At 46.3% G+C, this 25,788-nt stretch carries 23 protein-coding genes and 1 pseudogene; 15 read left to right on the top strand and 9 right to left on the bottom strand.

Features of this window, described 5'->3' with window-relative positions; translation table 11 throughout:
- Positions 1-235: 235 nt before the first annotated feature.
- The 6 genes from EFER_RS19455 to EFER_RS19480 are packed head-to-tail and all read left to right on the top strand — an operon-like array spanning position 236 to position 5,770.
- Positions 236-1,081, top strand: coding sequence for an STM4015 family protein (locus EFER_RS19455; RefSeq protein WP_000412149.1), 846 nt, complete (start codon positions 236-238; stop codon positions 1,079-1,081).
- A 60-nt stretch (positions 1,082-1,141) separates the two neighbouring features.
- The gene (locus EFER_RS24495) at positions 1,142-2,128 is read left to right on the top strand and encodes an STM4014 family protein (RefSeq protein WP_000631308.1); all 987 of its coding nucleotides are present in this window, start codon (positions 1,142-1,144) and stop codon (positions 2,126-2,128) included.
- Positions 2,121-2,993, top strand: a complete 873-nt coding sequence (locus tag EFER_RS19465; protein ID WP_000282972.1) for an STM4013/SEN3800 family hydrolase — start codon at positions 2,121-2,123, stop codon at positions 2,991-2,993. The genes EFER_RS24495 and EFER_RS19465 overlap by 8 nt, the downstream gene beginning before the upstream one ends.
- Positions 2,986-4,224, top strand: a complete 1,239-nt coding sequence (locus tag EFER_RS19470; protein ID WP_001058545.1) for an STM4012 family radical SAM protein — start codon at positions 2,986-2,988, stop codon at positions 4,222-4,224. Before EFER_RS19465 ends, EFER_RS19470 begins: the two co-directional genes overlap by 8 nt.
- Positions 4,221-5,078: an STM4011 family radical SAM protein gene (locus tag EFER_RS19475; RefSeq protein WP_015953881.1), complete on the top strand. Its 858-nt coding sequence runs from the start codon at positions 4,221-4,223 to the stop codon at positions 5,076-5,078. The genes EFER_RS19470 and EFER_RS19475 overlap by 4 nt, the downstream gene beginning before the upstream one ends.
- A complete protein-coding gene (locus tag EFER_RS19480; RefSeq protein ID WP_000563095.1) occupies positions 5,075-5,770 on the top strand; it encodes a Cof-type HAD-IIB family hydrolase in 696 nt (231 codons plus the stop codon). Before EFER_RS19475 ends, EFER_RS19480 begins: the two co-directional genes overlap by 4 nt.
- 90 nt (positions 5,771-5,860) lie before the next feature.
- Here EFER_RS19480 and typA read toward each other — a convergent pair whose 3' ends face one another.
- The gene (gene typA / locus EFER_RS19485) at positions 5,861-7,684 is read right to left on the bottom strand and encodes a ribosome-dependent GTPase TypA (protein ID WP_000570668.1); all 1,824 of its coding nucleotides are present in this window, start codon (positions 7,682-7,684) and stop codon (positions 5,861-5,863) included.
- 372 nt (positions 7,685-8,056) lie between these two features.
- Here typA and glnA point away from each other — a divergent pair, with 372 nt between their 5' ends.
- The 4 genes from glnA to EFER_RS19510 all read left to right on the top strand — a co-directional run bounded on the left by glnA (position 8,057) and on the right by EFER_RS19510 (position 12,332).
- Positions 8,057-9,466: a glutamate--ammonia ligase gene (gene glnA, locus EFER_RS19495; protein WP_001271704.1), complete on the top strand. Its 1,410-nt coding sequence runs from the start codon at positions 8,057-8,059 to the stop codon at positions 9,464-9,466.
- A gap of 173 nt (positions 9,467-9,639) precedes the next feature.
- Entirely contained in the window at positions 9,640-10,689 is a 1,050-nt protein-coding gene (gene glnL / locus EFER_RS19500; protein ID WP_000190577.1) for a nitrogen regulation protein NR(II), read from the top strand.
- Positions 10,690-10,700: 11 nt separating this feature from the next.
- Complete coding sequence (gene glnG / locus EFER_RS19505; protein WP_015953882.1) at positions 10,701-12,110, top strand: nitrogen regulation protein NR(I); 1,410 nt, start codon at positions 10,701-10,703, stop codon at positions 12,108-12,110.
- Between the two features lie 111 nt (positions 12,111-12,221).
- A complete protein-coding gene (locus tag EFER_RS19510; RefSeq protein WP_000893994.1) occupies positions 12,222-12,332 on the top strand; it encodes a YshB family small membrane protein in 111 nt (36 codons plus the stop codon).
- Between the two features lie 129 nt (positions 12,333-12,461).
- On the opposite strand, the gene tdh is transcribed toward EFER_RS19510, so the two are convergent.
- Both tdh and kbl read right to left on the bottom strand, forming a co-directional pair.
- Positions 12,462-13,487: an L-threonine 3-dehydrogenase gene (gene tdh / locus EFER_RS19515; RefSeq protein ID WP_000645979.1), complete on the bottom strand. Its 1,026-nt coding sequence runs from the start codon at positions 13,485-13,487 to the stop codon at positions 12,462-12,464.
- Between the two features lie 9 nt (positions 13,488-13,496).
- Positions 13,497-14,693 carry a glycine C-acetyltransferase gene (gene kbl / locus EFER_RS19520; protein WP_001213787.1) on the bottom strand — a complete coding sequence of 399 codons (1,197 nt, stop codon included), beginning with the start codon at positions 14,691-14,693 and terminating at the stop codon, positions 13,497-13,499.
- A gap of 213 nt (positions 14,694-14,906) precedes the next feature.
- On the opposite strand from kbl, the gene rfaD reads away from it, so the two are divergent.
- From rfaD to rfaL, 4 genes are read left to right on the top strand one after another with little or no spacing between them, the layout of a single operon-like run.
- A complete protein-coding gene (gene rfaD, locus EFER_RS19525) occupies positions 14,907-15,839 on the top strand; it encodes an ADP-glyceromanno-heptose 6-epimerase (protein ID WP_000587764.1) in 933 nt (310 codons plus the stop codon).
- A gap of 9 nt (positions 15,840-15,848) precedes the next feature.
- Positions 15,849-16,895, top strand: coding sequence for an ADP-heptose--LPS heptosyltransferase RfaF (gene rfaF, locus EFER_RS19530; RefSeq protein ID WP_000699261.1), 1,047 nt, complete (start codon positions 15,849-15,851; stop codon positions 16,893-16,895).
- 3 nt (positions 16,896-16,898) lie between these two features.
- Positions 16,899-17,855, top strand: a complete 957-nt coding sequence (gene rfaC, locus EFER_RS19535; protein WP_001264629.1) for a lipopolysaccharide heptosyltransferase RfaC — start codon at positions 16,899-16,901, stop codon at positions 17,853-17,855.
- 38 nt (positions 17,856-17,893) lie between these two features.
- Positions 17,894-19,111, top strand: coding sequence for an O-antigen ligase RfaL (gene rfaL / locus EFER_RS19540; RefSeq protein ID WP_000954412.1), 1,218 nt, complete (start codon positions 17,894-17,896; stop codon positions 19,109-19,111).
- A gap of 52 nt (positions 19,112-19,163) precedes the next feature.
- Here rfaL and EFER_RS19545 read toward each other — a convergent pair whose 3' ends face one another.
- The 6 genes and pseudogenes from EFER_RS19545 to waaB form a co-directional block, all read right to left on the bottom strand.
- Entirely contained in the window at positions 19,164-20,306 is a 1,143-nt protein-coding gene (locus EFER_RS19545) for a lipopolysaccharide N-acetylglucosaminyltransferase (RefSeq protein ID WP_015953884.1), read from the bottom strand.
- A 52-nt stretch (positions 20,307-20,358) separates the two neighbouring features.
- A complete protein-coding gene (gene waaZ / locus EFER_RS19550; RefSeq protein ID WP_000790299.1) occupies positions 20,359-21,168 on the bottom strand; it encodes a 3-deoxy-D-manno-oct-2-ulosonate III transferase WaaZ in 810 nt (269 codons plus the stop codon).
- A gap of 71 nt (positions 21,169-21,239) precedes the next feature.
- Positions 21,240-21,938: a lipopolysaccharide core heptose(II) kinase RfaY gene (gene rfaY / locus EFER_RS19555; RefSeq protein WP_000615159.1), complete on the bottom strand. Its 699-nt coding sequence runs from the start codon at positions 21,936-21,938 to the stop codon at positions 21,240-21,242.
- Positions 21,939-21,955: 17 nt separating this feature from the next.
- Positions 21,956-22,972, bottom strand: coding sequence for a lipopolysaccharide 1,2-glucosyltransferase RfaJ (gene rfaJ / locus EFER_RS19560; RefSeq protein WP_000376844.1), 1,017 nt, complete (start codon positions 22,970-22,972; stop codon positions 21,956-21,958).
- A gap of 39 nt (positions 22,973-23,011) precedes the next feature.
- Positions 23,012-24,031 carry a lipopolysaccharide 3-alpha-galactosyltransferase gene (waaO, locus tag EFER_RS19565; RefSeq protein ID WP_001188016.1) on the bottom strand — a complete coding sequence of 340 codons (1,020 nt, stop codon included), beginning with the start codon at positions 24,029-24,031 and terminating at the stop codon, positions 23,012-23,014.
- Positions 24,031-24,789: pseudogene (waaB, locus tag EFER_RS19570) on the bottom strand (lipopolysaccharide 1,6-galactosyltransferase); the annotation flags it as partial. The pseudogene waaB and the gene waaO, both read right to left, overlap by 1 nt.
- Before the next feature lie 71 nt (positions 24,790-24,860).
- On the opposite strand from waaB, the gene EFER_RS19575 reads away from it, so the two are divergent.
- Positions 24,861-25,784: an IS5-like element IS903B family transposase gene (locus tag EFER_RS19575; RefSeq protein WP_001118615.1), complete on the top strand. Its 924-nt coding sequence runs from the start codon at positions 24,861-24,863 to the stop codon at positions 25,782-25,784.
- Positions 25,785-25,788 lie beyond the last annotated feature (4 nt).

The following is a 25,788-nucleotide window of genomic DNA, read 5'->3' on the forward strand; positions in this document are numbered from 1 at the left end:
TATATTCTCAATAATTCGTGTCGCAGCACATGCAACTTGAAGGATGACGAGTATCTGTGATGGCTTTATATATAATGCTGTCATTAAGAGTTCTTTTTAAGAAATCACATATTTACTTCATGAATTAATATTATTAATACATTCAAATAGAAAATACATCCAAAAAATAAATTCTCAATGAAATTAAAAAATATTCAGCGTATTATTTCTCCGCCATAAAATAAGGATACATACCATGGAAAAGAAATTTTATATTGACTGGGATAATGAAATATCCCGGGAAGAATTTATTAATAATATTTTAGCTGATGAAGACCTGGTCAAAATTCGCTCTTTGGTCATTAGTCGTTGGGGGGAATGCTACGAGGAAAGTTGCCAACCGATAATCGACATGTTTGCTGAACACGCTGAACGCTTTGCTCATCTTGAGTCCCTGTTTGTTGGCGATATGGAAAGTGAAGAGTGTGAGATTTCATGGATCCAACAAGGCGATTATTCTCGTCTGTATGCTGCGCTGCCGAACCTGAAAAAGCTGACGATTAAAGGTACTCAGGGCCTGGAACTGGGAGAAATCGCCCACGACAAACTGGAGCACCTGGAAATCATCTCTGGCGGTGCGCCGTGTGGCGTGTTTGCGTCATTGCAAAACTCTCAACTGCCTGCGTTAAAAACACTTATCGTTTATATTGGCGTTGAGAATTATGGTTTTGATGCATCGTTGGATATCGTGATGAATCTGGCGTCGAAATCCCTCTTCCCGAGCCTGACGCATCTTGGCCTGGTGAACAGCGAAGAGCAAAACGAAATCACCCGCCGCGTGCTGGAAAGCGACATTATGCCGCAACTGGAAGTGTTGGAGCTTTCCTGCGGTACGCTCACCGACAAAGGTGCAGAACATCTTCTCAAACATGCCGATCGCCTTAGCCATCTGAAACTGCTGGATTTGCATTATCATTTCCTCACAACAGAGATGCGGAAAAAACTGCAAAAAACACTGACTTGTACTGTTGAATTATCAGAGGAGCAGAAGGTTGATGATGATGATGATGATGATTATATGTATCCGATGTTTACCGAATAAATGAAATTTATTGGGAGAGAGTCATCTCTCCCATTATTTATCACAGAAAAGGAATTCTTCGTGATTACGCTAATTGGTCATCCTGAAAGCAAACGCACTTTTTATTTTTGCCAGGCAGCGTCATGCTTACAGGAACATATCAACGTGGTGAGCTACGATCAAGCACTTACCCTGCCGCTAAATAAAGGCATGGTAAAAATTGATCCCCCATTGCATCAGGAAACAGATATTCGCTTAATTAATACGGTTAGCCAAAACTATATTACTTTTTTACAAAAAATGGTGAACAGAAGGGAAATCCGTTTTATTAACTCTCCAGAAGGTATTATAAATCTTTTGGATAAATGTCATTGTAAACACCGATTAATCGAACACGCGATTCCGACACCGCCGATATTAGCGGATGATGTCCGTAGTTACGATCAACTGATCGCCCGTATGCGCAGCGAGAAGGTTTATCGCGTGTTTATTAAGCCAAATTTCGGATCAGGGGCCGCTGGGGTGCTGGCATTGAGTTTACATCCCGGCGATAACCGTCAGGTGCTTTATTGCGCCATCCAGGTTGCAGGTAACAGACTGGTGAACAGTAAACACATTATCCGCTATGAAAACAGCGATGATATTACGTTGATTGTGAATGCTATTTTACAACAAGAAAATATTATCGAATGCTGGCTGGCAAAAGCCAGAGTGGGCAATAAAAGCTACGATTTACGCATAGTATACGTTAATGGCGAAATCGTCTGGCGGGTTGTCAGAACATCATCACAGCCGATCACCAATTTGCATCTACAAAATGAAGCTATCCGTTTTGCCGATCTTAATTTACCTGCAGAAAAAGTTACTGAAATTGACACGCTTTGTCTCAACGCCATGAAACTCTACCCGGACGTACACATTGCCGGGATTGACGTATTACTCACGCAAAACTTAACCCCTTATATTATCGAAATTAACGGCCAGGGCGATCTTATTTATCAGGACACCTGCGAACAAAACATAATTTATCAACGCCAGATTCAGGTAATGAGAGAACACCATGTATAACGTAACTGACGAAGTACCAGAAAATACCCGCACGGCAATCCATTCCTGCGATGGCGAAATCAATATGAATGATTTGATTGCCAGGGAAGCCAATATCCTGTTTGTGGTGCTTGATTCCCTGCGTTTTGATATTGCATTTCAGGAACAAGAGGCGGGCAATACGCCGAATATTAACCGCTATGGCCGCTGGATAAAGTGCGAAGCCGCTGGCAATTTTACCTGGCCTTCGCATCATTCGATGTTTTCTGGTTTTATGCCTAAGCCGCTGGAAGCAGCACCAGGTCATTCAATGCTCTTTTTCCCGAAAGATATTGGCTTAGGGCGTTTAGGGCCAAAAAATGCATTCGCATTCAGCGAAGATACGTGGATTAAAGGGCTGGAAAACAAAGGTTACCGCACTATCTGCGTGGGTGGCGTCTCCTTTTTTAATAACCGTTCAGGGATGGGAAAAGTGTTCCCGGCGATGTTTAAAGAGAGTTACTGGTATCCTAATTTCTCCTGTACGGTGAAAGAGAGCATGGATAATCAGCTCACCTTAATTAATAAAAAGGTGAACGCTGAACAGCCGCTGATGATGTATATCAATATCGACACCATTCATTATCCGAATCATTTTTATATTGAAAATGCCAAGCCTGGCGATACGGTAGAAACTCACGCCGCTGCCCTGCATTATATTGATGCGAGAATCGAAAAACTTTTCGACACCTTCCGGCAAACCGGAAGAGAGACGTTAGTTATTCTCTGTTCCGATCATGGCACTTGCTACGGGGAAGACGGAAAATATTTCCACAGTTTTAACCATCCGATTGTGAATACCGTACCCTATTTTCACTTTGTGTTAGATGGCAAAACCGATGAATAATGAATCGATTTATCAGCAATATATGTACAGTTACCCGCATAAGACCGCTTATCGGGAATTAAACAATATTGCTTTTGCGGATGTGAAGTCGCGTATTTACGAGCATAAAACACATCTCTATATTCATATGCCCTTTTGCCAGAGCCGCTGCGGGTTTTGTAATCTCTTTTCCTGCACGGGAGCAGACAATGCCTTTATCGACAACTACATAGAGGCGATTATTGTCCAGGCCCGGCAAATGCAACTTGCGCCTGTAGACTGGGCCAGTTTTACCATTGGCGGCGGTACGCCATTGCTGCTTAATGTCGGGCAACTGTCGCGGTTGTTTAGCAGGGTGTTTGACGAATTACAAGTCGATGCGCAGATTTTTAAGGCAATTGAAACATCGCCTTCCGATACCACCGCCGAAAAAGTCGCGTTGCTGTGCCAGCTTGCGGTAAACCGCGTCAGTATTGGCATTCAGAGTTTTAACGATCTGGAACTTGCCACATTACACCGCCGCCATAGTGCGGAAAATGCCCATCGGGCGCTGGAGCTACTGCGCAGGGGTAATTTCCCGATACTCAATATTGATATTATTTACGGTATTCCCGGTCAAACAGCCACAAGTTTAATGGCGTCACTTAATCAGGCATTAGATTATCAGCCTGACGAACTTTTTTTGTACCCGCTGTATAACATGCCGCGCCAGCCGGATATGTATAGCCTCTATATTGAAGCCCGCGATCGCTTATTGCATGAAGGTTATACGCAAACGTCAATGCGCCGTTTTGTGCGGGTGAATAATGAGTCGACGGCTGAAAGTTGTGGCTTTGAAAATTCGCTGGCACTTGGCGCGGGCGGGCGCAGTTATCTTGGCAATTTACATTACTGCACGCCGTGGTCGCAAAACCAGCCCGCATCGCGACAAATTGTCGCGAATTTTATCGCCCGGCCAGATAAAACCCAAATTCACCACGGCTATGTCCTTTCACAAGCAGAAATGAAGCGGCGTTTTATTATCAAGAATCTCTTTTTCTATAAAGGACTTTCGTTAAGCGATTATCAGCACCAGTTCTTCTCTGAGGTATTAAGCGATTTTCCCCTGCTGGGAGATTTCATCAAACAAGATTACTGCCACCAGCAGGATAACCGCATTCTGCTCACCGTGCAGGGTTTAGCGCTTTCGGACCAGCTTGGCCCGCAGTTTATTTCCCCGGAAGTTCACAGTCTGGAGACGCATAAACGATGACGCTCAAGCAGATCCAGACGCTGATTTATCGCGGCGAGATAAAGTCGTGTAATTATCGCTGTGGTTATTGCCCTTTTCATAAACAAGACCGCAATGATAAACAGCAGGATGAAGTGGCATTATGGCGCATGGTTGAACATTTACCGGCGCTGGGTTCACCGTTAAATGTGTTGATTACGCCCTACGGCGAAGCATTGCGCTATCGTTATTATATGGCGGCGATGGCGAAAATAAGCCGCTATTCCCATGTGCAGGCGGTAGGTATTCAGACCAACGCCTCGTTTAATTTATCCTCGTTGATAGCGACTATTCAGGATAATCAGGGGGATCTGGCAAAGCTGCGGCTATGGTGTTCGTTTCATCCTTCCCAGGTTAGTAAAGAAGTTTTCCTTAAACAAATACTGGCAATTAAGGACGCGGGGATTACTTGTTCTGTGGGGGCCGTTGCCAGCGTAGATAACTACGACACATTCCAGTGGTTACGCGCGCATCTTCCTGCCGATATCTATTTCTGGCTAAACGCCAATGAGCGCGATAAAAGGCCCACCAGCGACGAAAGAAATAGCCAGTTTCAGTTGCTGGACCCGCTTTATCATCTGGAAACCAGCCTCTGGCCTGCGAATGTCGAGTTTTGTCTCGGCGGCAAAAAGAGCGTGTTTATGAATGCTGATGGCGATCTCTTCGCCTGTAATATCAGCAAAATTAAAATCGGCAATTTATATCAGCAGCAACTTTCAACTCCGGCTTGTATGTCCAGGCACTGTCACTGTTATCTGGCTTATCATCTGCGTGAGGATATTCCGGCCCTCTCACAATTAGACGCTGAACGCTGTTTTCGGATCTTCTCGTTATGATCTGCCGGTTAATCGTGCTCGATTTAGACGGCACATTGCTGAACAGCAAGAAGATGATTTCCCCTGCGTCTGTTTCGGCACTGCAAAGCGCGCAACAAACAGGCGTGAAAATTATTCTCGCCTCCGGACGTTCGCACAGCGAAGCCCTGCCTTATTACCAACAATTGCAGTTAACCGAGCCGATGATTTGCTGTAACGGCAGCTATCTTTATCATCCGCGCCAGCGGCAAATATTGCGTCCGCTGGCGCTTGATATCCACAAGGTGGAACAACTACGACGCTGGTTTTCACAACAAATATTGCAGCCAAATATTTATACGTACGATGATTTTGTTTTGCAGATTAGCCTGATACACCGCAAGGCTTCGTTATTGCGCCAGACAGAGGAGTTTGCCCGGCAAGAACTATCGCTAAACTGTAGTTGGTCTTGGCATCATCAACTGGATATTACTCAGGCGGGGTGCAATAAAGGCAAAAGTCTGCTCTGGTATGCCCAGCAGCAAAATATCGCACTGGATGAAATTATTGCCTTTGGCGACAACGATAATGATGCGGGGATGCTGCGGATGGTAGGCAAAGGGATTGCGATGGGCAATGGCAGTTCGCTGGCAAAAGTCAGTGCTGACCGCGTTATCGGTCACAACAACACAGATGCTATTGCGGATTTTCTTGATGCACAGGGTTTCAGATGACGCCTGATGCGATGCTGACGCATCTTATCAGGCCTACAAAAGCAAAAAACCTGCCATCGCTGGCAGGTTTTTTATGACTAAAAAACGAAATTAATCGTCTTTCGGTGCGCGGTTGGCGCGACGACGATCGTTTTCCGTCAGGTGACGTTTACGAATACGGATAGAGGTCGGAGTCACTTCTACCAGTTCGTCATCATCGATGAACTCCAGAGCTTGTTCCAGAGTCATGCGGATAGGCGGAACCAGAACAACGGCTTCGTCAGTACCGGAAGCACGCATGTTGGTCAGTTTCTTACCGGTCAGACAGTTTACAGTCAGGTCGTTAGAACGGCTGTGAATACCGATAATCTGACCTTCGTAAACTTCGGCACCGTGACCGAGGAACAGCTTACCGCGATCCTGCAGACCGAACAGCGCGAACGCTACCGCTTTACCCTGACCGTTAGAGATCAGTACGCCGTTCTGACGCTGACCCACTTCACCCGGACGTACGTCGTCGTAGTGGCTGAAGGTGGAGTACAGCAGACCCGTACCAGAAGTCATGGTCATGAACTCAGAACGGAAGCCAATCAGACCACGGCTTGGGATCACGTAGTCGAGACGTACGCGGCCTTTACCGTCTGGATTCATGTTTTTCAGGTCGCCTTTACGTTCGCCCAGCGCCTGCATCACAGAACCCTGATGCTGTTCTTCAACGTCCAGAGTCACGTTTTCATACGGCTCTTGTTTACGACCGTCGATTTCACGGAAGATAACTTTCGGACGGGATACCGCCAGTTCGAAACCTTCACGACGCATGTTTTCGATCAGAACAGACAAGTGCAGTTCGCCACGGCCAGAAACGCGGAACGCATCGGCATCTTCGGTTTCTTCTACGCGCAGCGCAACGTTGTGTACCAGTTCTTTGTTCAGACGATCCAGGATCTGACGAGACGTTACGAACTTACCTTCTTTGCCGCAGAACGGTGAGGTGTTAACGCAGAAGAACATAGAAACGGTCGGCTCATCAACGGAGAGTGCCGGCAGCGCTTCAACGTTTTGCGTGTCGCAAACGGTGTCAGAAATGTTCAGTTCGCCCAGGCCCGTGATCGCCACGATATCGCCAGCTTCCGCCAGATCGGTTTCGATACGTTCCAGACCGAGGTGGCCCAGCACTTTACCGACTTTCGCGTTGCGGGTTTTGCCTTCGCTATCGATGATAGTAACTTGCTGGTTCGGCTTCACTTTACCGCGCTTGATGCGGCCAATGCCGATAACGCCAACATAGCTGTTGTAATCGAGCTGAGAAATCTGCATCTGGAACGGACCGTCAAGGTCAACGTCCGGCGCAGGAACGTGGTCAACAATTGCCTGATACAGCGGGGTCATGTCTTCCGCCATATCTTCGTGGTCCAGACCGGCGATACCGTTCAGCGCAGAAGCGTAAACGATCGGGAAGTCCAGCTGCTCGTCGGTCGCGTCGAGGTTAACGAACAGATCGAATACCTGATCCACAACCCAATCAGGACGCGCGCCAGGGCGGTCAACTTTGTTGATAACAACAATCGGCTTCAGGCCGTAAGCAAACGCTTTTTTGGTTACGAAGCGCGTTTGCGGCATCGGGCCGTCAAATGCGTCAACCACCAGCAGCACTGAGTCTACCATGGACATTACACGTTCAACTTCACCACCGAAGTCGGCGTGCCCCGGGGTATCAACGATGTTGATACGGTAATCATTCCATTTGATAGCGGTGTTTTTCGCGAGGATGGTAATCCCACGCTCTTTCTCCAAATCGTTGGAGTCCATCACGCGCTCTTGGGTTTCGGCACGAGAGTCGAACGTACCGGATTGTTGGAGCAGCTTGTCTACCAGGGTGGTTTTACCATGGTCTACGTGCGCGATGATGGCGATATTACGCAATTTTTCGATCACAACTTTGCCTCAGGCATTAGAAATAGCGCGTTATTGTACACGGATTAATCGCACTACAAAACAGGATCACAAACATCCTCCGCAAACAAGTATTGCAGAGTCCCTTTGTGATCGCTTTCACGGAGCATAAAAAGGGTTATCCAAAGGTCATTGCACCAATATGGTGCTTAATGTTTCCATTGAAGCACTATATTGGTGCAACATTCACATCGTGGTGCAGCCCTTTTGCACGATGGTGCGCATGATAACGCCTTTTAGGGGCAATTTAAAAGTTGGCACAGATTTCGCTTTATCTTTTTTACGGCGACACGGCCAAAATAATTGCAGATTTCGTTACCACGACGACCATGACCAATCCAGGAGAGTTAAAGTATGTCCGCTGAACACGTACTGACGATGCTGAACGAGCACGAAGTGAAGTTTGTTGATTTGCGCTTCACCGATACCAAAGGTAAAGAACAGCACGTCACTATCCCTGCTCATCAGGTGAATGCTGAATTCTTCGAAGAAGGAAAAATGTTTGACGGCTCCTCGATTGGCGGCTGGAAAGGCATTAACGAATCCGACATGGTGCTGATGCCAGACGCATCCACCGCAGTGATTGACCCGTTCTTCGCGGACTCTACCCTGATTATCCGTTGCGATATCCTTGAACCTGGCACCCTGCAAGGCTATGACCGTGACCCGCGTTCCATCGCGAAGCGCGCTGAAGATTATCTGCGTTCTACTGGCATTGCCGACACCGTACTGTTCGGGCCAGAACCTGAATTCTTCCTGTTCGATGACATCCGTTTCGGCGCGTCTATCTCCGGTTCTCATGTTGCCATCGACGATATCGAAGGTGCATGGAACTCCTCCACCAAATATGAAGGTGGTAACAAAGGTCACCGTCCGGCAGTGAAAGGCGGTTACTTCCCGGTTCCGCCAGTAGACTCGGCTCAGGATATCCGTTCTGAAATGTGTCTGGTGATGGAACAGATGGGTCTGGTGGTCGAAGCCCATCACCACGAAGTAGCGACTGCTGGTCAGAACGAAGTGGCAACCCGCTTCAATACCATGACCAAAAAAGCTGACGAAATTCAGATCTACAAATATGTTGTGCACAACGTGGCGCACCGCTTCGGTAAAACCGCGACCTTTATGCCAAAACCGATGTTCGGTGATAACGGCTCTGGTATGCACTGCCACATGTCACTGTCTAAAAACGGCGTCAACCTATTCGCGGGCGACAAATATGCAGGTCTGTCTGAGCAGGCGTTGTACTACATTGGCGGCGTAATCAAACACGCTAAAGCAATTAACGCCCTGGCAAACCCGACCACCAACTCTTACAAGCGTCTGGTCCCGGGCTACGAAGCACCGGTAATGCTGGCTTACTCTGCGCGTAACCGTTCTGCGTCTATCCGTATTCCGGTGGTTTCTTCTCCGAAAGCACGTCGTATCGAAGTCCGTTTCCCGGACCCAGCGGCTAACCCGTACCTGTGCTTTGCTGCCCTGCTGATGGCCGGTCTTGATGGTATCAAGAACAAGATCCATCCGGGCGAAGCCATGGACAAAAACCTGTATGACCTGCCGCCAGAAGAAGCGAAAGAGATCCCACAGGTTGCAGGCTCTCTGGAAGAAGCACTGAACGAACTGGATCTGGACCGCGAGTTCCTGAAAGCCGGTGGCGTGTTCACTGACGAAGCCATTGATGCGTACATCGCTCTGCGTCGCGAAGAAAATGACCGCGTGCGTATGACTCCGCATCCGGTAGAGTTTGAGCTGTACTACAGCGTCTAATAGTTGAAGTTGTACTACCCGGCGCAACAACGCCGGGATTTAGTTGCCGTGGAAACTTTCAGCCCATCTCTGCATGGGCTTTTTTCTCCGTCAATTCTCTGATGCTTCGCGCTTTTTATCCGTAAAAAGCTATAATGCACTAAAATGGTGCAACCTGTTCAGGAGACTGCTTTATGGCAACAGGCACGCAGCCCGATGCTGGGCAGATCCTCAACTCGCTGATTAACAGTATTTTGTTAATCGATGACAACCTGGCGATCCATTACGCCAACCCCGCCGCGCAACAACTGCTCGCCCAAAGCTCCCGCAAATTGTTTGGTACGCCGTTACCGGAACTGTTGAGCTACTTCTCATTAAATATCGAGCTGATGCAAGAAAGTCTGGAGGCGGGGCAAGGTTTTACCGATAACGAAGTGACGCTGGTCATCGACGGGCGCTCGCATATCCTTTCTGTGACGGCCCAGCGTATGCCGGACGGCATGATCCTGCTGGAGATGGCACCGATGGATAACCAGCGCCGCTTAAGTCAGGAACAGCTACAGCACGCCCAGCAGGTTGCTGCCCGTGATTTAGTGCGCGGCCTGGCGCATGAGATTAAAAATCCGCTTGGCGGTTTACGTGGTGCGGCGCAGTTGCTCAGCAAAGCATTACCTGACCCGTCACTGCTGGAATATACCAAAGTGATTATTGAACAGGCGGATCGGTTGCGAAATCTGGTCGACCGTCTGTTGGGGCCGCAACTGCCCGGTACGCGCGTTACCGAAAGTATTCACAAAGTGGCTGAACGCGTGGTGACGCTGGTGTCGATGGAACTGCCGGACAACGTGCGGTTGATTCGTGATTACGACCCCAGCCTGCCGGAACTGGCGCACGACCCGGATCAAATTGAACAGGTCTTGCTGAATATTGTGCGCAATGCGCTACAGGCGCTGGGGCCGGAAGGTGGTGAAATCATTCTGCGTACCCGCACCGCGTTTCAACTGACCTTACACGGCGAGCGCTATCGGCTGGCGGCGCGGATTGATGTGGAAGATAACGGGCCAGGCATTCCGCCTCATTTGCAGGATACGCTGTTTTACCCGATGGTCAGCGGCCGCGAAGGTGGCACCGGGCTTGGCTTATCCATCGCCCGTAATTTGATTGATCAGCATTCAGGCAAAATTGAATTTACCAGTTGGCCAGGTCATACCGAGTTCTCGGTTTACCTGCCTATCAGGAAATAAAGGTGACGTTTATGCAACGAGGGATAGTCTGGGTAGTCGATGACGATAGTTCCATCCGTTGGGTGCTTGAACGTGCGCTCGCTGGAGCGGGTTTAACCTGTACGACATTTGAGAACGGCGCGGAGGTACTGGAGGCGCTGGCGAGCAAAACACCGGATGTACTGCTGTCGGATATCCGTATGCCGGGAATGGACGGGCTGGCGCTGCTCAAGCAGATTAAACAGCGCCATCCGATGCTTCCGGTCATCATTATGACCGCACATTCCGATCTGGATGCTGCCGTCAGCGCCTATCAACAAGGGGCGTTTGATTATCTGCCCAAACCGTTTGATATCGACGAAGCCGTGGCGCTGGTTGAGCGCGCCATCAGCCATTATCAGGAACAGCAGCAACCGCGTAATGTTCAGCTTAACGGCCCGACGACCGATATCATCGGCGAAGCGCCAGCCATGCAGGACGTGTTCCGGATTATCGGTCGGCTTTCACGTTCTTCCATTAGTGTGCTGATTAACGGCGAGTCCGGTACCGGTAAAGAACTGGTCGCTCATGCCCTGCATCGCCACAGTCCGCGAGCCAAAGCGCCGTTTATCGCGCTGAATATGGCGGCTATCCCGAAGGATTTGATCGAATCAGAACTGTTCGGTCACGAGAAAGGCGCGTTTACCGGCGCGAATACTATTCGTCAGGGGCGTTTTGAACAGGCCGATGGCGGCACGTTATTCCTCGATGAAATTGGCGATATGCCGCTCGATGTACAGACGCGTTTGCTGCGCGTGCTGGCAGACGGTCAGTTTTATCGCGTTGGCGGCTATGCGCCGGTGAAGGTGGATGTGCGGATTATCGCTGCAACCCACCAGAATCTCGAACAGCGGGTACAGGAAGGCAAGTTCCGTGAGGATTTGTTCCACCGCCTGAACGTTATCCGCGTTCATCTGCCGCCATTGCGTGAGCGTCGGGAAGATATTCCCCGTCTGGCACGCCATTTTTTACAGGTTGCCGCGCGCGAACTGGGCGTAGAAGCGAAGTTGCTGCACCCGGAAACCGAAGCCGCTTTGACGCGTCTGGCATGGCCGGGTAACGTGCGCCAGCTGGAAAACACCTGCCGTTGGTTAACGGTGATGGCCGCCGGGCAGGAAGTGTTGATTCAGGATTTGCCCAGCGAACTGTTTGAATCAACGGTTGCGGAGAGTACTTCGCAAATGCAACCGGACAGTTGGGCAACGCTGTTAGCGCAGTGGGCAGACAGAGCGCTGCGTTCCGGTCATCAAAATTTGCTTTCCGAAGCGCAGCCTGAGCTTGAGCGTACGTTACTGACGACCGCGTTGCGACATACGCAGGGGCATAAACAGGAAGCGGCGCGGCTGCTTGGCTGGGGTCGCAACACACTGACACGTAAGTTAAAAGAGCTGGGGATGGAGTGATTCACGGCTTGTGTGTAAAGATTGATTATTGAGCGCAAATTGCTGGTATTTTGCGCTTTACTGTTCCGATAAGTTCAGTATGATCTTGCCCGGAAAACGGGGAGAGTCATTATGCTGGAATCAATAATTAATCTCGTATCGAGTGGCGCAGTTGACAGCCACACACCACAAACTGCTGTTGCTGCCGTGCTGTGTGCCGCGATGATTGGGCTGTTTAGCTAAAACCGGATGCGGCGTGAACGCCTTATCCGGCCTGTAAATCGTGCAAATTCAAAATATTGCAACTTCCGTTCAGGCCTGATAAGCGTGGCGCATCAGCTTCAAGGGCTGGGATTCCAGCCCTTGTTCGTGTTAATCCCAGCTCAGAATAACTTTCCCTGACTGACCTGAACGCATAGCGTCAAAACCCTTCTGGAAATCATCGATGGAGAAACGATGGGTAATGATCGGCGAGAGATCGAGGCCAGACTGAATCAACGCCGCCATCTTGTACCAGGTTTCAAACATCTCACGACCGTAAATACCTTTAATGAACAAGCCTTTAAAGATCACTTTGGTCCAGTCGATAGACATATCAGACGGTGGAATACCCAGCATTGCAATACGACCGCCGTGGTTCATGGTGTCCAGCATAGTGCGGAACGCCGCTGGCGCACCAGACATCTCCAGACCGACATCAAAGCCTTCGGTCATGCCCAGTTCTGCCATCACATCTTCGAGGTTTTCTTTAGCAACGTTAACCGCGCGGGTAATACCCATTTTGCGCGCCAGCTCCAGGCGGTATTCGTTAACATCAGTGATCACCACGTTACGTGCGCCAACGTGTTTTGCCACTGCCGCGGCCATAATACCGATTGGACCTGCACCAGAAACCAGCACATCCTCGCCAACCAGATCGAACGACAGCGCCGTGTGCACGGCATTACCGAACGGATCAAAAATTGATGCTAAATCGTCGGAGATATTGTCAGGGATTTTGAAGGCGTTGAATGCCGGGATCACCAGATATTCAGCGAAACAGCCCGGACGGTTTACACCCACACCAATGGTGTTACGGCACAGATGAGTACGACCAGCACGACAGTTACGGCAATGGCCACAGGTAATATGGCCTTCGCCGGATACACGATCGCCAATCTTAAAGCCTTTCACTTCCTGACCGATGCCTACTACTTCACCGACATATTCATGACCAACAACCATCGGCACCGGGATAGTTTTTTGCGACCACTCATCCCAGTTGTAGATGTGAACGTCGGTCCCGCAGATGGCTGTTTTACGGATTTTAATTAGCAGATCGTTATGACCCAGTTCCGGCTCAGGAACGTCGGTCATCCAGATACCTTCTTCCGCTTTCAGTTTGGATAACGCTTTCATCTCACATCCTCAGGCGATAACGCCCAGTTGTTTACCAATGCGCGTGAACGCCGCAACAGCACGCGTGATTTGCTCAGGGGTATGCGCCGCAGACATCTGGGTACGAATACGCGCCTGACCTTTCGGAACGACCGGATAGAAGAAACCGGTGACGTAAATGCCCTCTTTTTGCAGCTCTCGGGCAAATTTCTGCGCCACTACTGCATCACCAAGCATGACCGGAATAATGGCGTGATCGGCTCCCGCCAGGGTAAAGCCCGCTGCCGACATTTGCTCACGGAACTGACGCGCATTCGCCCACAGGCGATCACGCAGTTCACTGCCCGCTTCAACCATCTCCAGCACTTTAATGGATGCGGCGACAATAGCCGGTGCCAGTGAGTTAGAGAACAAATACGGACGAGAACGCTGGCGCAGCCACTCAACCACTTCTTTACGCGCCGCAGTATAACCACCAGAAGCCCCGCCCAGTGCTTTACCCAGCGTACCGGTGATAATATCGACACGGCCCATCACATCGCAGTATTCATGGGAGCCACGTCCGTTTTCACCGACAAAACCAACGGCGTGCGAGTCATCAACCATCACCAGTGCATCGTATTTATCTGCCAGATCACACACACCTTTCAGGTTGGCAATCACGCCATCCATCGAGAACACGCCATCGGTGGCAATCAGTACATGACGGGCACCGGCTTCACGCGCTTCTTTCAGGCATGCTTCCAGCTCTTGCATATTGTTGTTGGCGTAGCGATAGCGTTTAGCTTTGCACAGACGCACACCGTCAATAATAGAAGCGTGGTTCAGCGCGTCGGAAATAATGGCGTCTTCTGCGCCCAGTAACGTTTCAAAAAGACCGCCATTAGCATCGAAACAGGAAGAGTAGAGAATCGCATCTTCCATACCGAGGAATGCAGCCAGCTTCTGCTCCAGCTCTTTGTGGCTGTCCTGAGTACCACAAATAAATCGCACCGAAGCCATACCAAAACCATGAGAATCCATTCCCGCTTTTGCTGCCGCAATCAGTTCCGGGTGGTTTGCCAGCCCCAGGTAGTTATTGGCACAAAAGTTAATGACGTGGCTACCATCCGCCACAGTGATATCCGCTTGTTGAGCGGATGTGATAATGCGCTCTTCTTTAAACAATCCTTCCGCACGAGCGGTTTCCAGATCGTTGGCTAACTGATGATAAAAATCTCCACGCATCGCGATTCTCCAGACTGGGCAAATTTCAGCACATATTACCGAAAGCCATAGGTTGATACGAGATGAAGCATTTGTACTTGTCAAAAAATAAGCATAAATCACGCTCAGGCATACCACTTTCGGTGAATGGCTGTAGCCAGCGCCGTGTAGTGATATGATAGAAGTATTCGTGTCTGAGATTGTCTCTGACTCCACAATTCGAAGGTTACAGTTATGATCATCGTTACCGGCGGCGCGGGCTTTATCGGCAGCAACATCGTTAAAGCCCTGAATGACAAAGGCATCACCGATATTCTGGTGGTGGACAACCTGAAAGATGGCACCAAGTTTGTGAACCTGGTGGATCTGAATATCGCGGACTATATGGATAAGGAAGACTTCCTGATCCAGATTATGGCTGGCGAAGAGTTCGGCGATGTCGAAGCGATTTTCCACGAAGGCGCGTGCTCTTCCACCACCGAGTGGGACGGCAAGTATATGATGGATAACAACTATCAATACTCCAAAGAGCTGCTGCACTACTGCCTGGAGCGAGAAATCCCGTTCCTGTACGCTTCTTCCGCAGCCACTTACGGCGGACGCACCTCCGACTTTATTGAATCCCGTGAATACGAAAAACCGCTGAACGTCTACGGTTATTCGAAGTTCCTGTTTGATGAATATGTTCGCCAAATCCTGCCAGAAGCAAACTCACAGATTGTTGGCTTCCGCTATTTCAACGTTTATGGGCCGCGTGAAGGCCATAAAGGCAGCATGGCGAGCGTCGCTTTCCATCTCAACACCCAGCTCAACAACGGTGAATCGCCGAAACTGTTCGAAGGTAGCGAGAACTTTAAACGCGACTTCGTCTACGTGGGTGATGTGGCCGATGTGAATCTGTGGTTCCTGGAAAATGGCGTATCCGGCATCTTCAACCTCGGTACCGGTCGTGCAGAATCCTTCCAGGCAGTAGCGGATGCTACGCTTGCTTATCACAAGAAAGGACAGATCGAATACATTCCGTTCCCGGATAAACTTAAAGGTCGCTATCAGGCGTTCACGCAGGCAGATCTGACGAATCTGCGCGCGGCGGGTTACGATAAACCGTTCAAAACCGTTGCCGAAGGCGTAACGGAATATATGGCCTGGCTGAATCGCGACGCATAAGAGCTCTGCATGAAAATACTGGTGATCGGCCCGTCTTGGGTTGGCGACATGATGATGTCGCAAAGTCTCTATCGCACGCTCCAGGCGCGCTATCCCCAGGCGATAATCGACGTGATGGCACCGGCATGGTGCCGTCCGTTATTATCGCGGATGCCGGAAGTTAACGAAGCTATCCCTATGCCTCTCGGTCACGGTTCGCTGGAAATCGGCGAACGCCGCAAACTGGGTCTTAGTCTTCGTGAAAAGCGCTATGACCGCGCCTATGTCTTACCCAACTCCTTCAAATCCGCATTAGTGCCTTTCTTCGCGGGGATTCCTCATCGCACCGGCTGGCGCGGCGAGATGCGCTACGGTTTACTCAATGATGTACGCGTGCTCGATAAAGAAGCCTGGCCGCTAATGGTGGAACGCTATGTGGCGCTGGCCTATGACAAAGGCATTATGCGTACAGCGCAAGATCTGCCGCAGCCATTGTTATGGCCGCAGTTGCAGGTGAGCGAAGGCGAGAAATCGTATACCTGCAATCAATTTTCGCTCTCATCAGAACGTCCGATGATTGGCTTTTGCCCGGGCGCGGAGTTTGGTCCGGCGAAACGCTGGCCACACTACCACTATGCAGAGCTGGCAAAGCAGCTCATTGATGAAGGCTATCAGGTAGTTCTGTTTGGCTCGGCGAAAGATCATGAGCCGGGCAATGAGATTCTTGCCGCTCTGAATAACGAGCAGCAGGCGTGGTGTCGGAATCTGGCGGGGGAAACACAGCTTGATCAAGCGGTTATCCTGATTGCAGCCTGTAAGGCCATTGTCACTAACGATTCTGGCCTGATGCACGTTGCGGCGGCGCTCAATCGTCCGCTGGTTGCCCTGTATGGTCCGAGTAGCCCGGACTTCACACCGCCCCTATCCCATAAAGCGCGCGTGATCCGCCTGATTACCGGCTATCACAAAGTCCGTAAAGGTGACGCTGCGGAAGGTTATCACCAGAGCTTGATCGATATTACTCCCCAGCGCGTACTGGAAGAACTCAACGCGCTATTGTTACAAGAGGAAGCCTGACGGATGCGGGTTCTGATCGTTAAAACATCGTCGATGGGCGATGTTCTCCATACGCTGCCCGCACTCACTGATGCCCAGCAGGTAATCCCGGGGATTAAGTTTGACTGGGTGGTGGAAGAAGGATTTGCACAAATTCCTTCCTGGCACGCCGCCGTTGAGCGGGTTATTCCTGTGGCAATACGCCGCTGGCGTAAAGCGTGGTTCTCGGCTCCCATAAAAGCAGAACGGAAAGCGTTTCGTGAGGCACTACAAGCAGAAAACTATGACGCAGTTATCGACGCCCAGGGGTTGGTAAAAAGCGCGGCGCTGGTGACTCGTCTGGCGCATGGCGTAAAGCATGGAATGGACTGGCAAACCGCTCGCGAACCACTGGCAAGCTTGTTTTACAATCGTAAGCATCATATTGCAAAACAGCAGCACGCCGTAGAGCGAACCCGGGAGTTGTTCGCCAAAAGTCTGGGCTATAGCAAACCGCAGACTCAGGGCGATTATGCCATTGCGCAGCATTTCCTGACGAACCTGCCGACAGATGCTGGCAAATATGCCGTATTTCTTCATGCAACAACCCGTGATGATAAACACTGGCCGGAAACACACTGGCGAGAGTTGATTGGTTTACTGGCAGATTCAGGGATTCGCATTAAACTTCCGTGGGGCGCGCCGCATGAAGAAGAGCGGGCAAAAAGACTGGCGGAAGGATTTGATTATGTCGACGTATTGCCGAAGATGAGTCTGGAAGGCGTAGCTCGTGTGCTGGCGGGCGCTAAATTTGTTGTGTCAGTCGATACAGGGTTAAGCCATTTAACTGCAGCACTGGATAGACCGAATATCACGGTTTATGGGCCAACCGATCCGGGATTAATTGGCGGATATGGGAAGAATCAGGTGGTTTGTAGGGCGCCAGATAAAGATCTTGCTTATCTGACTGCAGAAACGGTATTTAATAAAATCAATTCCTGATTAATACGTTATATATTATTTAAGATGGTGGAGAAGCAATGTTAACAGCCTCGCTGGCGCTACGTAATAAAGAAAACTGGAAACCGCACTGGAATAAAGCGTTGGTATTCCTCTTTATTGCAACCTTTTTCCTTGATGGTATAACCCGTTATAAACACATCATATCTATACTAATGATTATTACGGTAATCTATCAAGTTTCCCGTGCTCCAGGAACATTTAAAGTACTCTATAAAAATAATCTTTTTTATAGTGTCCTGGTACTATCACTCATTCTTTTATATGCTACTTTCATATCACCTGATCTGAAAATTAGTTTTAAAGAATTCAGTAATACGGTGCTTAAAGGATTTTTGGCATATAGTTTACTTATACCCGCATTATTAAAAGATGAAGATAATGAAAACATCGGTAAAATTGTACTATACTCATTAGTTACCGGACTTGGGTTACGTTGTCTTGTTGAACTTATTCTTTATATTCAGGATTATAATAAAGGAATAATGCCATTTTCCACCTATGAACACCGTAGTATTTCCGATTCAATGGTGTTTCTGTTTCCAGCATTATTAAACCTTTGGCTTATCAAGAAAACCTCTTATAAAATAGCATTCGTAATTTTTAGTGGAGTTTTCTTATTTCTGCTATTAGGAACGCTGTCTCGTGGTGCATGGCTGGCAGTATTCATAGTGACTCTGCTATGGTTAATCTTAAATCGTCAGTGGAAATTATTGATGCTGACTTCCATCGTTATTTCTGTTGCCGCAGCAGGTGTATTTACCTATAAAGGTGGTCATGCCGGTAAAGACAGGCTTATTTATAAACTTCAACAGACCGACAGTTCTTATCGCTATACCAATGGTACACAAGGTACTGCGTGGACATTAATTATGGAAAATCCGCTTAAGGGATATGGCTACGGCGATGATATTTACCATGCAATATATAATAAGCGTGTCGTAGATTTTCCGTCATGGACGTTCAGGCAATCCATTGGACCACACAACGTTGTTTTGTCAATTTGGTTTGCTGCAGGTTTAGCAGGACTACTCGCTTTACTTTATCTGTATGGCTCTATTATCAAAGAAACAGCTAATGCAACATTTAAAAAAGTTGTGGTCACTCCTTATAATGGTCAATTGCTACTATTCTTAACGCTCATCGGTTTTTATATTATTCGAGGTAACTTCGAAGAAGTTGATCTTAAACCAATTGGCTTGATTGTTGGTTTACTGTTAGCAATGCGGAATAAATAAAAAAAGCCTGCCTGACATTAAATTCAGGCAGGCTCTTCAAATCCAATAATTTTTAGCCAAACCAGTCTTGTATTTGTGCTTCAAAACGCTGAGTAACATGTTCCCAGCTATATTTTGAGAAAACAAAATTTCTGGCATTGTTAGCAATTTGAGCTCTGTCAACATCAGCCAAAACTCGCTTAATATCCGCGAGAATACTTTCAGATGTCATAGGCTCTGCAAGGTGATAGCCTGTAATTCCTTCCAGAACAAACTCACTGATACCACCTTTTTGACTGGCAAGTACAGGTTTACCTGCCGCCATCGCTTCAACAGCTACCATACAAAAAGCTTCTTCTACCTGAGAAGGCACAACAACTAAATCTGCTAAACGGTAATAGTTATGCATCTGCTCTGGTGGCTGTCCACCCGCCATAATGCATTGCGCTCCAATAGCTTTCGCTGCATCCAGAACTTTTTTCTGATATTCAGCTTTTTCGCCTTTTTTACTGGCAAATGGATCTCCGACAATCACCAGTTTGAGGTTATCTTGTATCTTATTCAGCTGATTAAAAGCCTCCATAAGTATCAGGCAACCTTTATCTGGTGATATCCTTCCTGCAAATAATAACACGGTATCATTCGCATCAATGTTCAGTTTCTGTCTCAAATCTTCAGTATTATTTTGTTCATACGATTCAGAACAAAAACCATTAGGCACAATAGCAATATTTGCATCAGGCATTTTTTCCGAATAGAAATCGAACAGAAACTGGCTAGGAACAATTATCTTTGCATTTTTGTCTAACTGACCAGGCTCGAAAGCATTATGAAGATGCATAACTAGCTGCGCTTGAGGACTTCTGCTACGAATCTGTTTATATAGCTTCATGCTATTGTGGATAACAATAACAGAGTCTTTCGGATCAGTGTTTTTAGGTTGGGTATTTAAAATACGCTGAGAATATGGCACAGGATCAAGCCGAGTCCACTTTTGGAAAAGTCGTTTATAGACTCGACTAAAACCAATGTAGTGAATATCACAATGATCATTTACTTTTGTGTAGGTTGGGTAACCTTCGTTTCGAATGCAGGCGATAGTTACTGGAATAGAAAGTCTTTTTGCGACCTGATAAATCCATGTTTCAACCGCTGCAGCTCCTTTTGGCGGTATAGAAAATATTGGTGTGACGGTAAATATTATTTTTTTAATCATTATTAGCCAACTCCAATATAATTTATAACACGTAATAAATACATATAAAATATTAGCTTATTTTTTCATAAACACACAGCTCTTCAATTTCGGATATTTTCATATAGGGAATAATATCATATTGAATTGCAGTATCATCAGATAAGTTATAAATATTGATATCTTCTATATTTTCACGCATAAAACGGAAGAATGGTAAAATCTTGAATAAATCCCGACTCAACTCAGAGGGCATAGGATTCTTATCTTCATCATAGAAACGCGAACAGCTACCCGTTAAATCAAGGCCTGAACAGATAATACGAGCATACTTCAGCGAATAGGCTATTTGGATTGCAGCAAAAGCAACGGTATGGCATGAACAATAACCAAGGTTAATATCCTTGCAAAAGCCAACAAGACGACCTTTTTTAGAAAAAGGTACAGAGATCAGGAGCTCTTTATGAATTCGGCTCAAAATATTAAACTTAATCTTCTTTATCAATCCACCTTTTTCTCTGCGGTAAAATGAACGTAGTACCAGACAGTTTTGAAGGATGTACCGTTTATCTTCTTCAGAAGCATGTTCATAAACGTCAACATTTACGATGGTATAACGACTTCTCTGGCTAAATTTATAAAAATCATCACGTCGTTGATGTAAAAAGCGAACATCAGTAAGTACATAAATATAGGGAATAATATTATGACTTAATAGATATTGCGCAGAACCATTGACAGCAATAACATCCCTTGTCTGCAGCACTGACAATGGTGTTTTTTGCGATGTGGGGCCGGAAAGAAAAATAATAACATCATCAGACGTTTTACTTTCTATCAGGTTTTCAACATCTTTTTTGTCAATGTATCTAATATTCTTCATGATAAACCTGTGAAATAAGAACTCCGCATAGAAATGTCCTGACGAAGACGTTTAAATGTAAGACTTTTACTTTATCGTGCTGGCTTTCCTTTCAAACGCCGCATAAGATTACGTATTTTTTTACGATAAACTAAAAGATAATAACCGAGATCTTTAATCTCATTCTTAATACCATAATGTCGTTCTAAATCAATACGATCTTTCGCTTTACGTTGTGCAGATGCACGTTTTCCTGAGAGATCAATAATGCGTACTTCACCATTTTCAATAATAAAATTACCACGGTGAGGATCACCAGATACCATACCGTGTTCGTGCAATGAACGGATTGATTGTTGAATTTTATTTTTTAACGTTTCATCAATATCGGGGATATCACACAACTCTACGCCATCGATATATTCGATAATCATGATATAAGTATGGACAAAACGTAATGTTTTCCGTTCTGCTAACAAATAGAAATCATTGAGAGAATGTAGCCCCTCGTTACGCACTTTTTGAGTTTGCTCAAAAAGGCGTTCATAATAATCTCCCTTTAAAAGAGATTTAAAGAAACGTTCGTTGCGTTTAACTTTAGGAGAAAAAATTTTAAGTATCAATTTTCCGTAATCGGTATCAATAAGCATGACTTTTGTATCATCTATAGAACGAAAAACTTTGATGATATTAATATCATAAGAAAGAAAGTCATTTAATACATTGAGATACTTTGAATTATTTTCATCGGTAAAAACAACTAAATCTTTGATTTTATTCTTCTGAATCATATTAAACCAGTTAAATGTTATTTACGGTAATATTTTCGGTAAAGATAACACACTCCTGCAATGAGTCCTGAGATATAATGATATTGCACTAACAGATGTTTATATCTTTTTTTGAATTCAATAATTGATTTTGCATCTCGTGGTGAGTCATCTTTCCAGGGGGATCTTTCTAAAGCTATTTTATAGTATTTTACCGATGGATAAATTGCCCATTTGTGCCACGGCTTGGTGGCCCCAGTATAGTGAATAAGAAGAGTATTCTCTTTTATCAACTCTTTATACTTTTGATGCGTTTTATCTTTTAACTCACTTTTTATTGTATAAATAGTATTAAATTCACGTGGCAGGAATATTGTCATCCCTTTTAGTAGGACATTCATAACGTCCTGGTCAGGATACTTATAAATGCTATCTTTACTCATAAGAATGGACAGTGCTTTTTCGGTTAGTTTTGCTTCTGTCCATTTTTTTAGGTCTAAGTAAACGACACCAGAATTAAAATACTGCCCCCGAAGTTCAGGATCAGATAATCTGACTACCGCCTTTTCCTGCATTGGGTCTACATCCCTGACGACTGCAGCCACAGCTCCATTAAACTCTAAATGCAATAGTTGACTAATATCTCCCTTACAAACTACATCGGCATCAAGATAAAGCAAACGATTAAGTGTTATTCCCAATAATTGAAAAGCAAATAAACGGAAGTACATTGCTCTTGACCAGACTTGTGTACAAGGCAAGCACTGAAGATTATCAGTATTTATTCTATAAAGTGTGATTCTTAATTGGTATTGCTCAGCAAGTTTCTCGACTTTTTGAAAGAAATCATCGCTATAAACATCAGCAATAATATAAAAATCAAGATTAACATGTCGATTATTGATGACAATTGAAGTAATGGATACACCTACAGCATCAAGATAATTTGCATCGACACCATAGGCAACATTTAAACTTTCAGCAGTATTTTCATCAATAAGCCTAAAATCCCAAGCTTTAACTTTATCTATCTCTATGGCAGGAAATGAGTCCACAAGGCTACCCTTATATCATTACTTTATAGTTTCCCAGTTTTAATGCTTTATCTTTTCAATAAAATAAAAAAGATAGTTGCTAAATCCTTTTAGATATCTATGCTTTTTAAGCATATGTTTTGCGCTATATCTTAATTGATTGCTATTATTCGGTTTCAGTAATGCCGTATTCTTCCATGGCGAAGCATTTTTTGCCTCCATAAAGGCTTGTGATACAGGATAATCCCAGGCCCAATCATGCCAGGGCTTGGTTGGCCCGATATAATGGATAAAAATAGTGTCGTTGGTTACTGGGTTTATAAAGCTTTCTTTTAGTTGATAATTTAAGCTAAACTGGGTGTTATATTTAATATCAGCAAAAATAAGTTTATCTGCCAGCAACATATTTAATACATCCTGATCAGGATGTGTTATTTTTTTGATTATTTCTGACTCATTTAGCATTGCAATGGCTCGTGCAGAAACCTGCTGAGCCGCCCATTGGGCAGTATTAATCAATAAAAAACCGGAGTTAAAGTAACCTTTAGCAATTCCTGCAACACCTAACGAATGGGCGCGTTTTTCCCACCAGTCAGCTTGCCCTTCTGTAACAACCATTGCAACTTTATCGTCAGGAAATGAGAATTTAATTAGTGGCTCAATAGTCCCCTGACAAATAATATCTGCATCCAGATAAAGAACTTTGGGTGCTTTATTAAAAAAGTAATCTGCGATAACAAAACGAAAATAAATAGCGTGAGTCCAGTTCTTGGTGCAGGGTAATGAACGGAGTCGATCGCCATTAATTAAATATATCTTAATTCTTGTTTTATATTGCCTTACAAGAGCATCGAAATATTTGCGATCGTCATCACCGAAATAATCAGTAAAAATATGAAAGCATAATCGATTTCCTTCATTATACTTTAATATTGAAGCAATCGAAATTCCGCATCCAAAAAGAAAATTTTTGTCAGTCCCATAAGCGATATCCAGACAAAAATTTTCTGCTTCTATTTTATGATTATAATCAATAACCGAATTGAGAAATTCAGTTTCCTGGAAAAAAACCTGCTGCATTATTTCCTCCGGGAAATAACAGAAATAATTATCTTTTGCAATCTGTCGTAATATTTCGGCTGATAAAATTTATCAATCGACGCCGGAATTTTCTCATGTGAGATGTGAATTTCACCGGCTATGTATTTATTGAGAAGAGCGACAAAACCGGTCATATCACCCGGATGATATAAATGACCATTAACATCAGGCTGTATGATATCAGCAGGCCCGGAGACACAATCTGCACTGATACAAGGGATCCCCCACGACAAAGCTTCAAGTAGAGTCATTGGGAAACCTTCAAAAGATGACGTGAGTAATAATGCACTCACTTTTTTAATATCTTGCTGAACTAATTTCCAGGGATGTTGTTGCCAACCATACCAGACAATTCGATCATCAATATTTAATTCTCTGCCATAAGCCTGGCATTTTTCGAAATCGGAGCCATCTCCCAATACATGAAGTTTCCAGTCACCTTGCACTTGTGATAAACCATCAAGCAAATCTTTTACGCGCTTTTGGCCTTCAAATTTCATGCGCCCAACATAAATGAATGTTGCCGTTTCGCCTTCCTCCGGCGCAGGAATGACTGTGTCTTTAGCTTCGACTGGATTGAAAATAACATTTATCGTTGATTCTGGTACACCCCGATTAATCATTTGCTGTTTAATGCCAGAGCTGATTGCTAAATGATAGTCGGCACAGGTGATATATTCAGCATGTTTTTTGTGATCTAAAGAAAAATGCGGCCATGACAATACTGGCACGGCTTTGTTGAATAAATCGAACTTTTGCTGAGTTGAAGGATCAGATCACGCATCTTCCCGACAACGCAGACCGTTCCGTGGCAAAGCAAAAGTTCAAAATAACCAACTGGCCCACCTACAATAAAGCCCTCATCAACCGTGGCTCCATAACTTTCTGGCTGGATGATGAAGCTATTCAGGCCTGGTATGAGTCAGCAACACCTTCTTCACGAGGCAGACCTCAGCGCTATTCTGACCTTGCCATCACGACTGTGCTGGTCATTAAACGCGTATTCAGGCTGACCCTGCGCGCTGCGCAGGGCTTTATTGATTCCATTTTTTCTCTGATGAACGTTCCGCTACGCTGCCCGGATTACAGCTGTGTCAGCAGGCGGGCAAAGTCGGTTAATATCAGTTTCAAAACGCCCACCCGGGGTGAAATCGCACACCTGGTAATTGATTCCACCGGGCTGAAGGTCTTCGGTGAAGGCGAGTGGAAAGTCAAAAAGCATGGTCAGGAACGCCGCCGTATCTGGCGTAAGCTGCATCTGGCAGTTGACAGCAACACACATGAAATCATCTGTGCAGACCTGTCGCTGAACAATGTGACGGACTCAGAAGCCTTCCCGGGTCTTATCCGGCAGACTCACAGAAAAATCAGGGCAGCATCGGCAGACGGCGCTTACGACACCCGGCTCTGTCACGATGAACTGCGGCGTAAGAAAATCAGCGCGCTTATCCCACCCCGAAAAGGCGCGGGTTACTGGCCCGGTGAATATGCAGACCGTAACCGTGCAGTGGCTAATCAGCGAATGACCGGGAGTAATGCGCGGTGGAAATGGACAACAGATTACAACCGTCGCTCGATAGCGGAAACGGCGATGTACCGGGTAAAACAGCTGTTCGGGGGTTCACTGACGCTGCGTGACTACGATGGTCAGGTTGCGGAGGCTATGGCCCTGGTACGAGCGCTGAACAAAATGACGAAAGCAGGTATGCCTGAAAGCGTGCGTATTGCCTGAAAAC

This window comes from Escherichia fergusonii ATCC 35469 (genome assembly GCF_000026225.1).
GTDB classification, from domain to species: Bacteria; Pseudomonadota; Gammaproteobacteria; order Enterobacterales; family Enterobacteriaceae; genus Escherichia; species Escherichia fergusonii.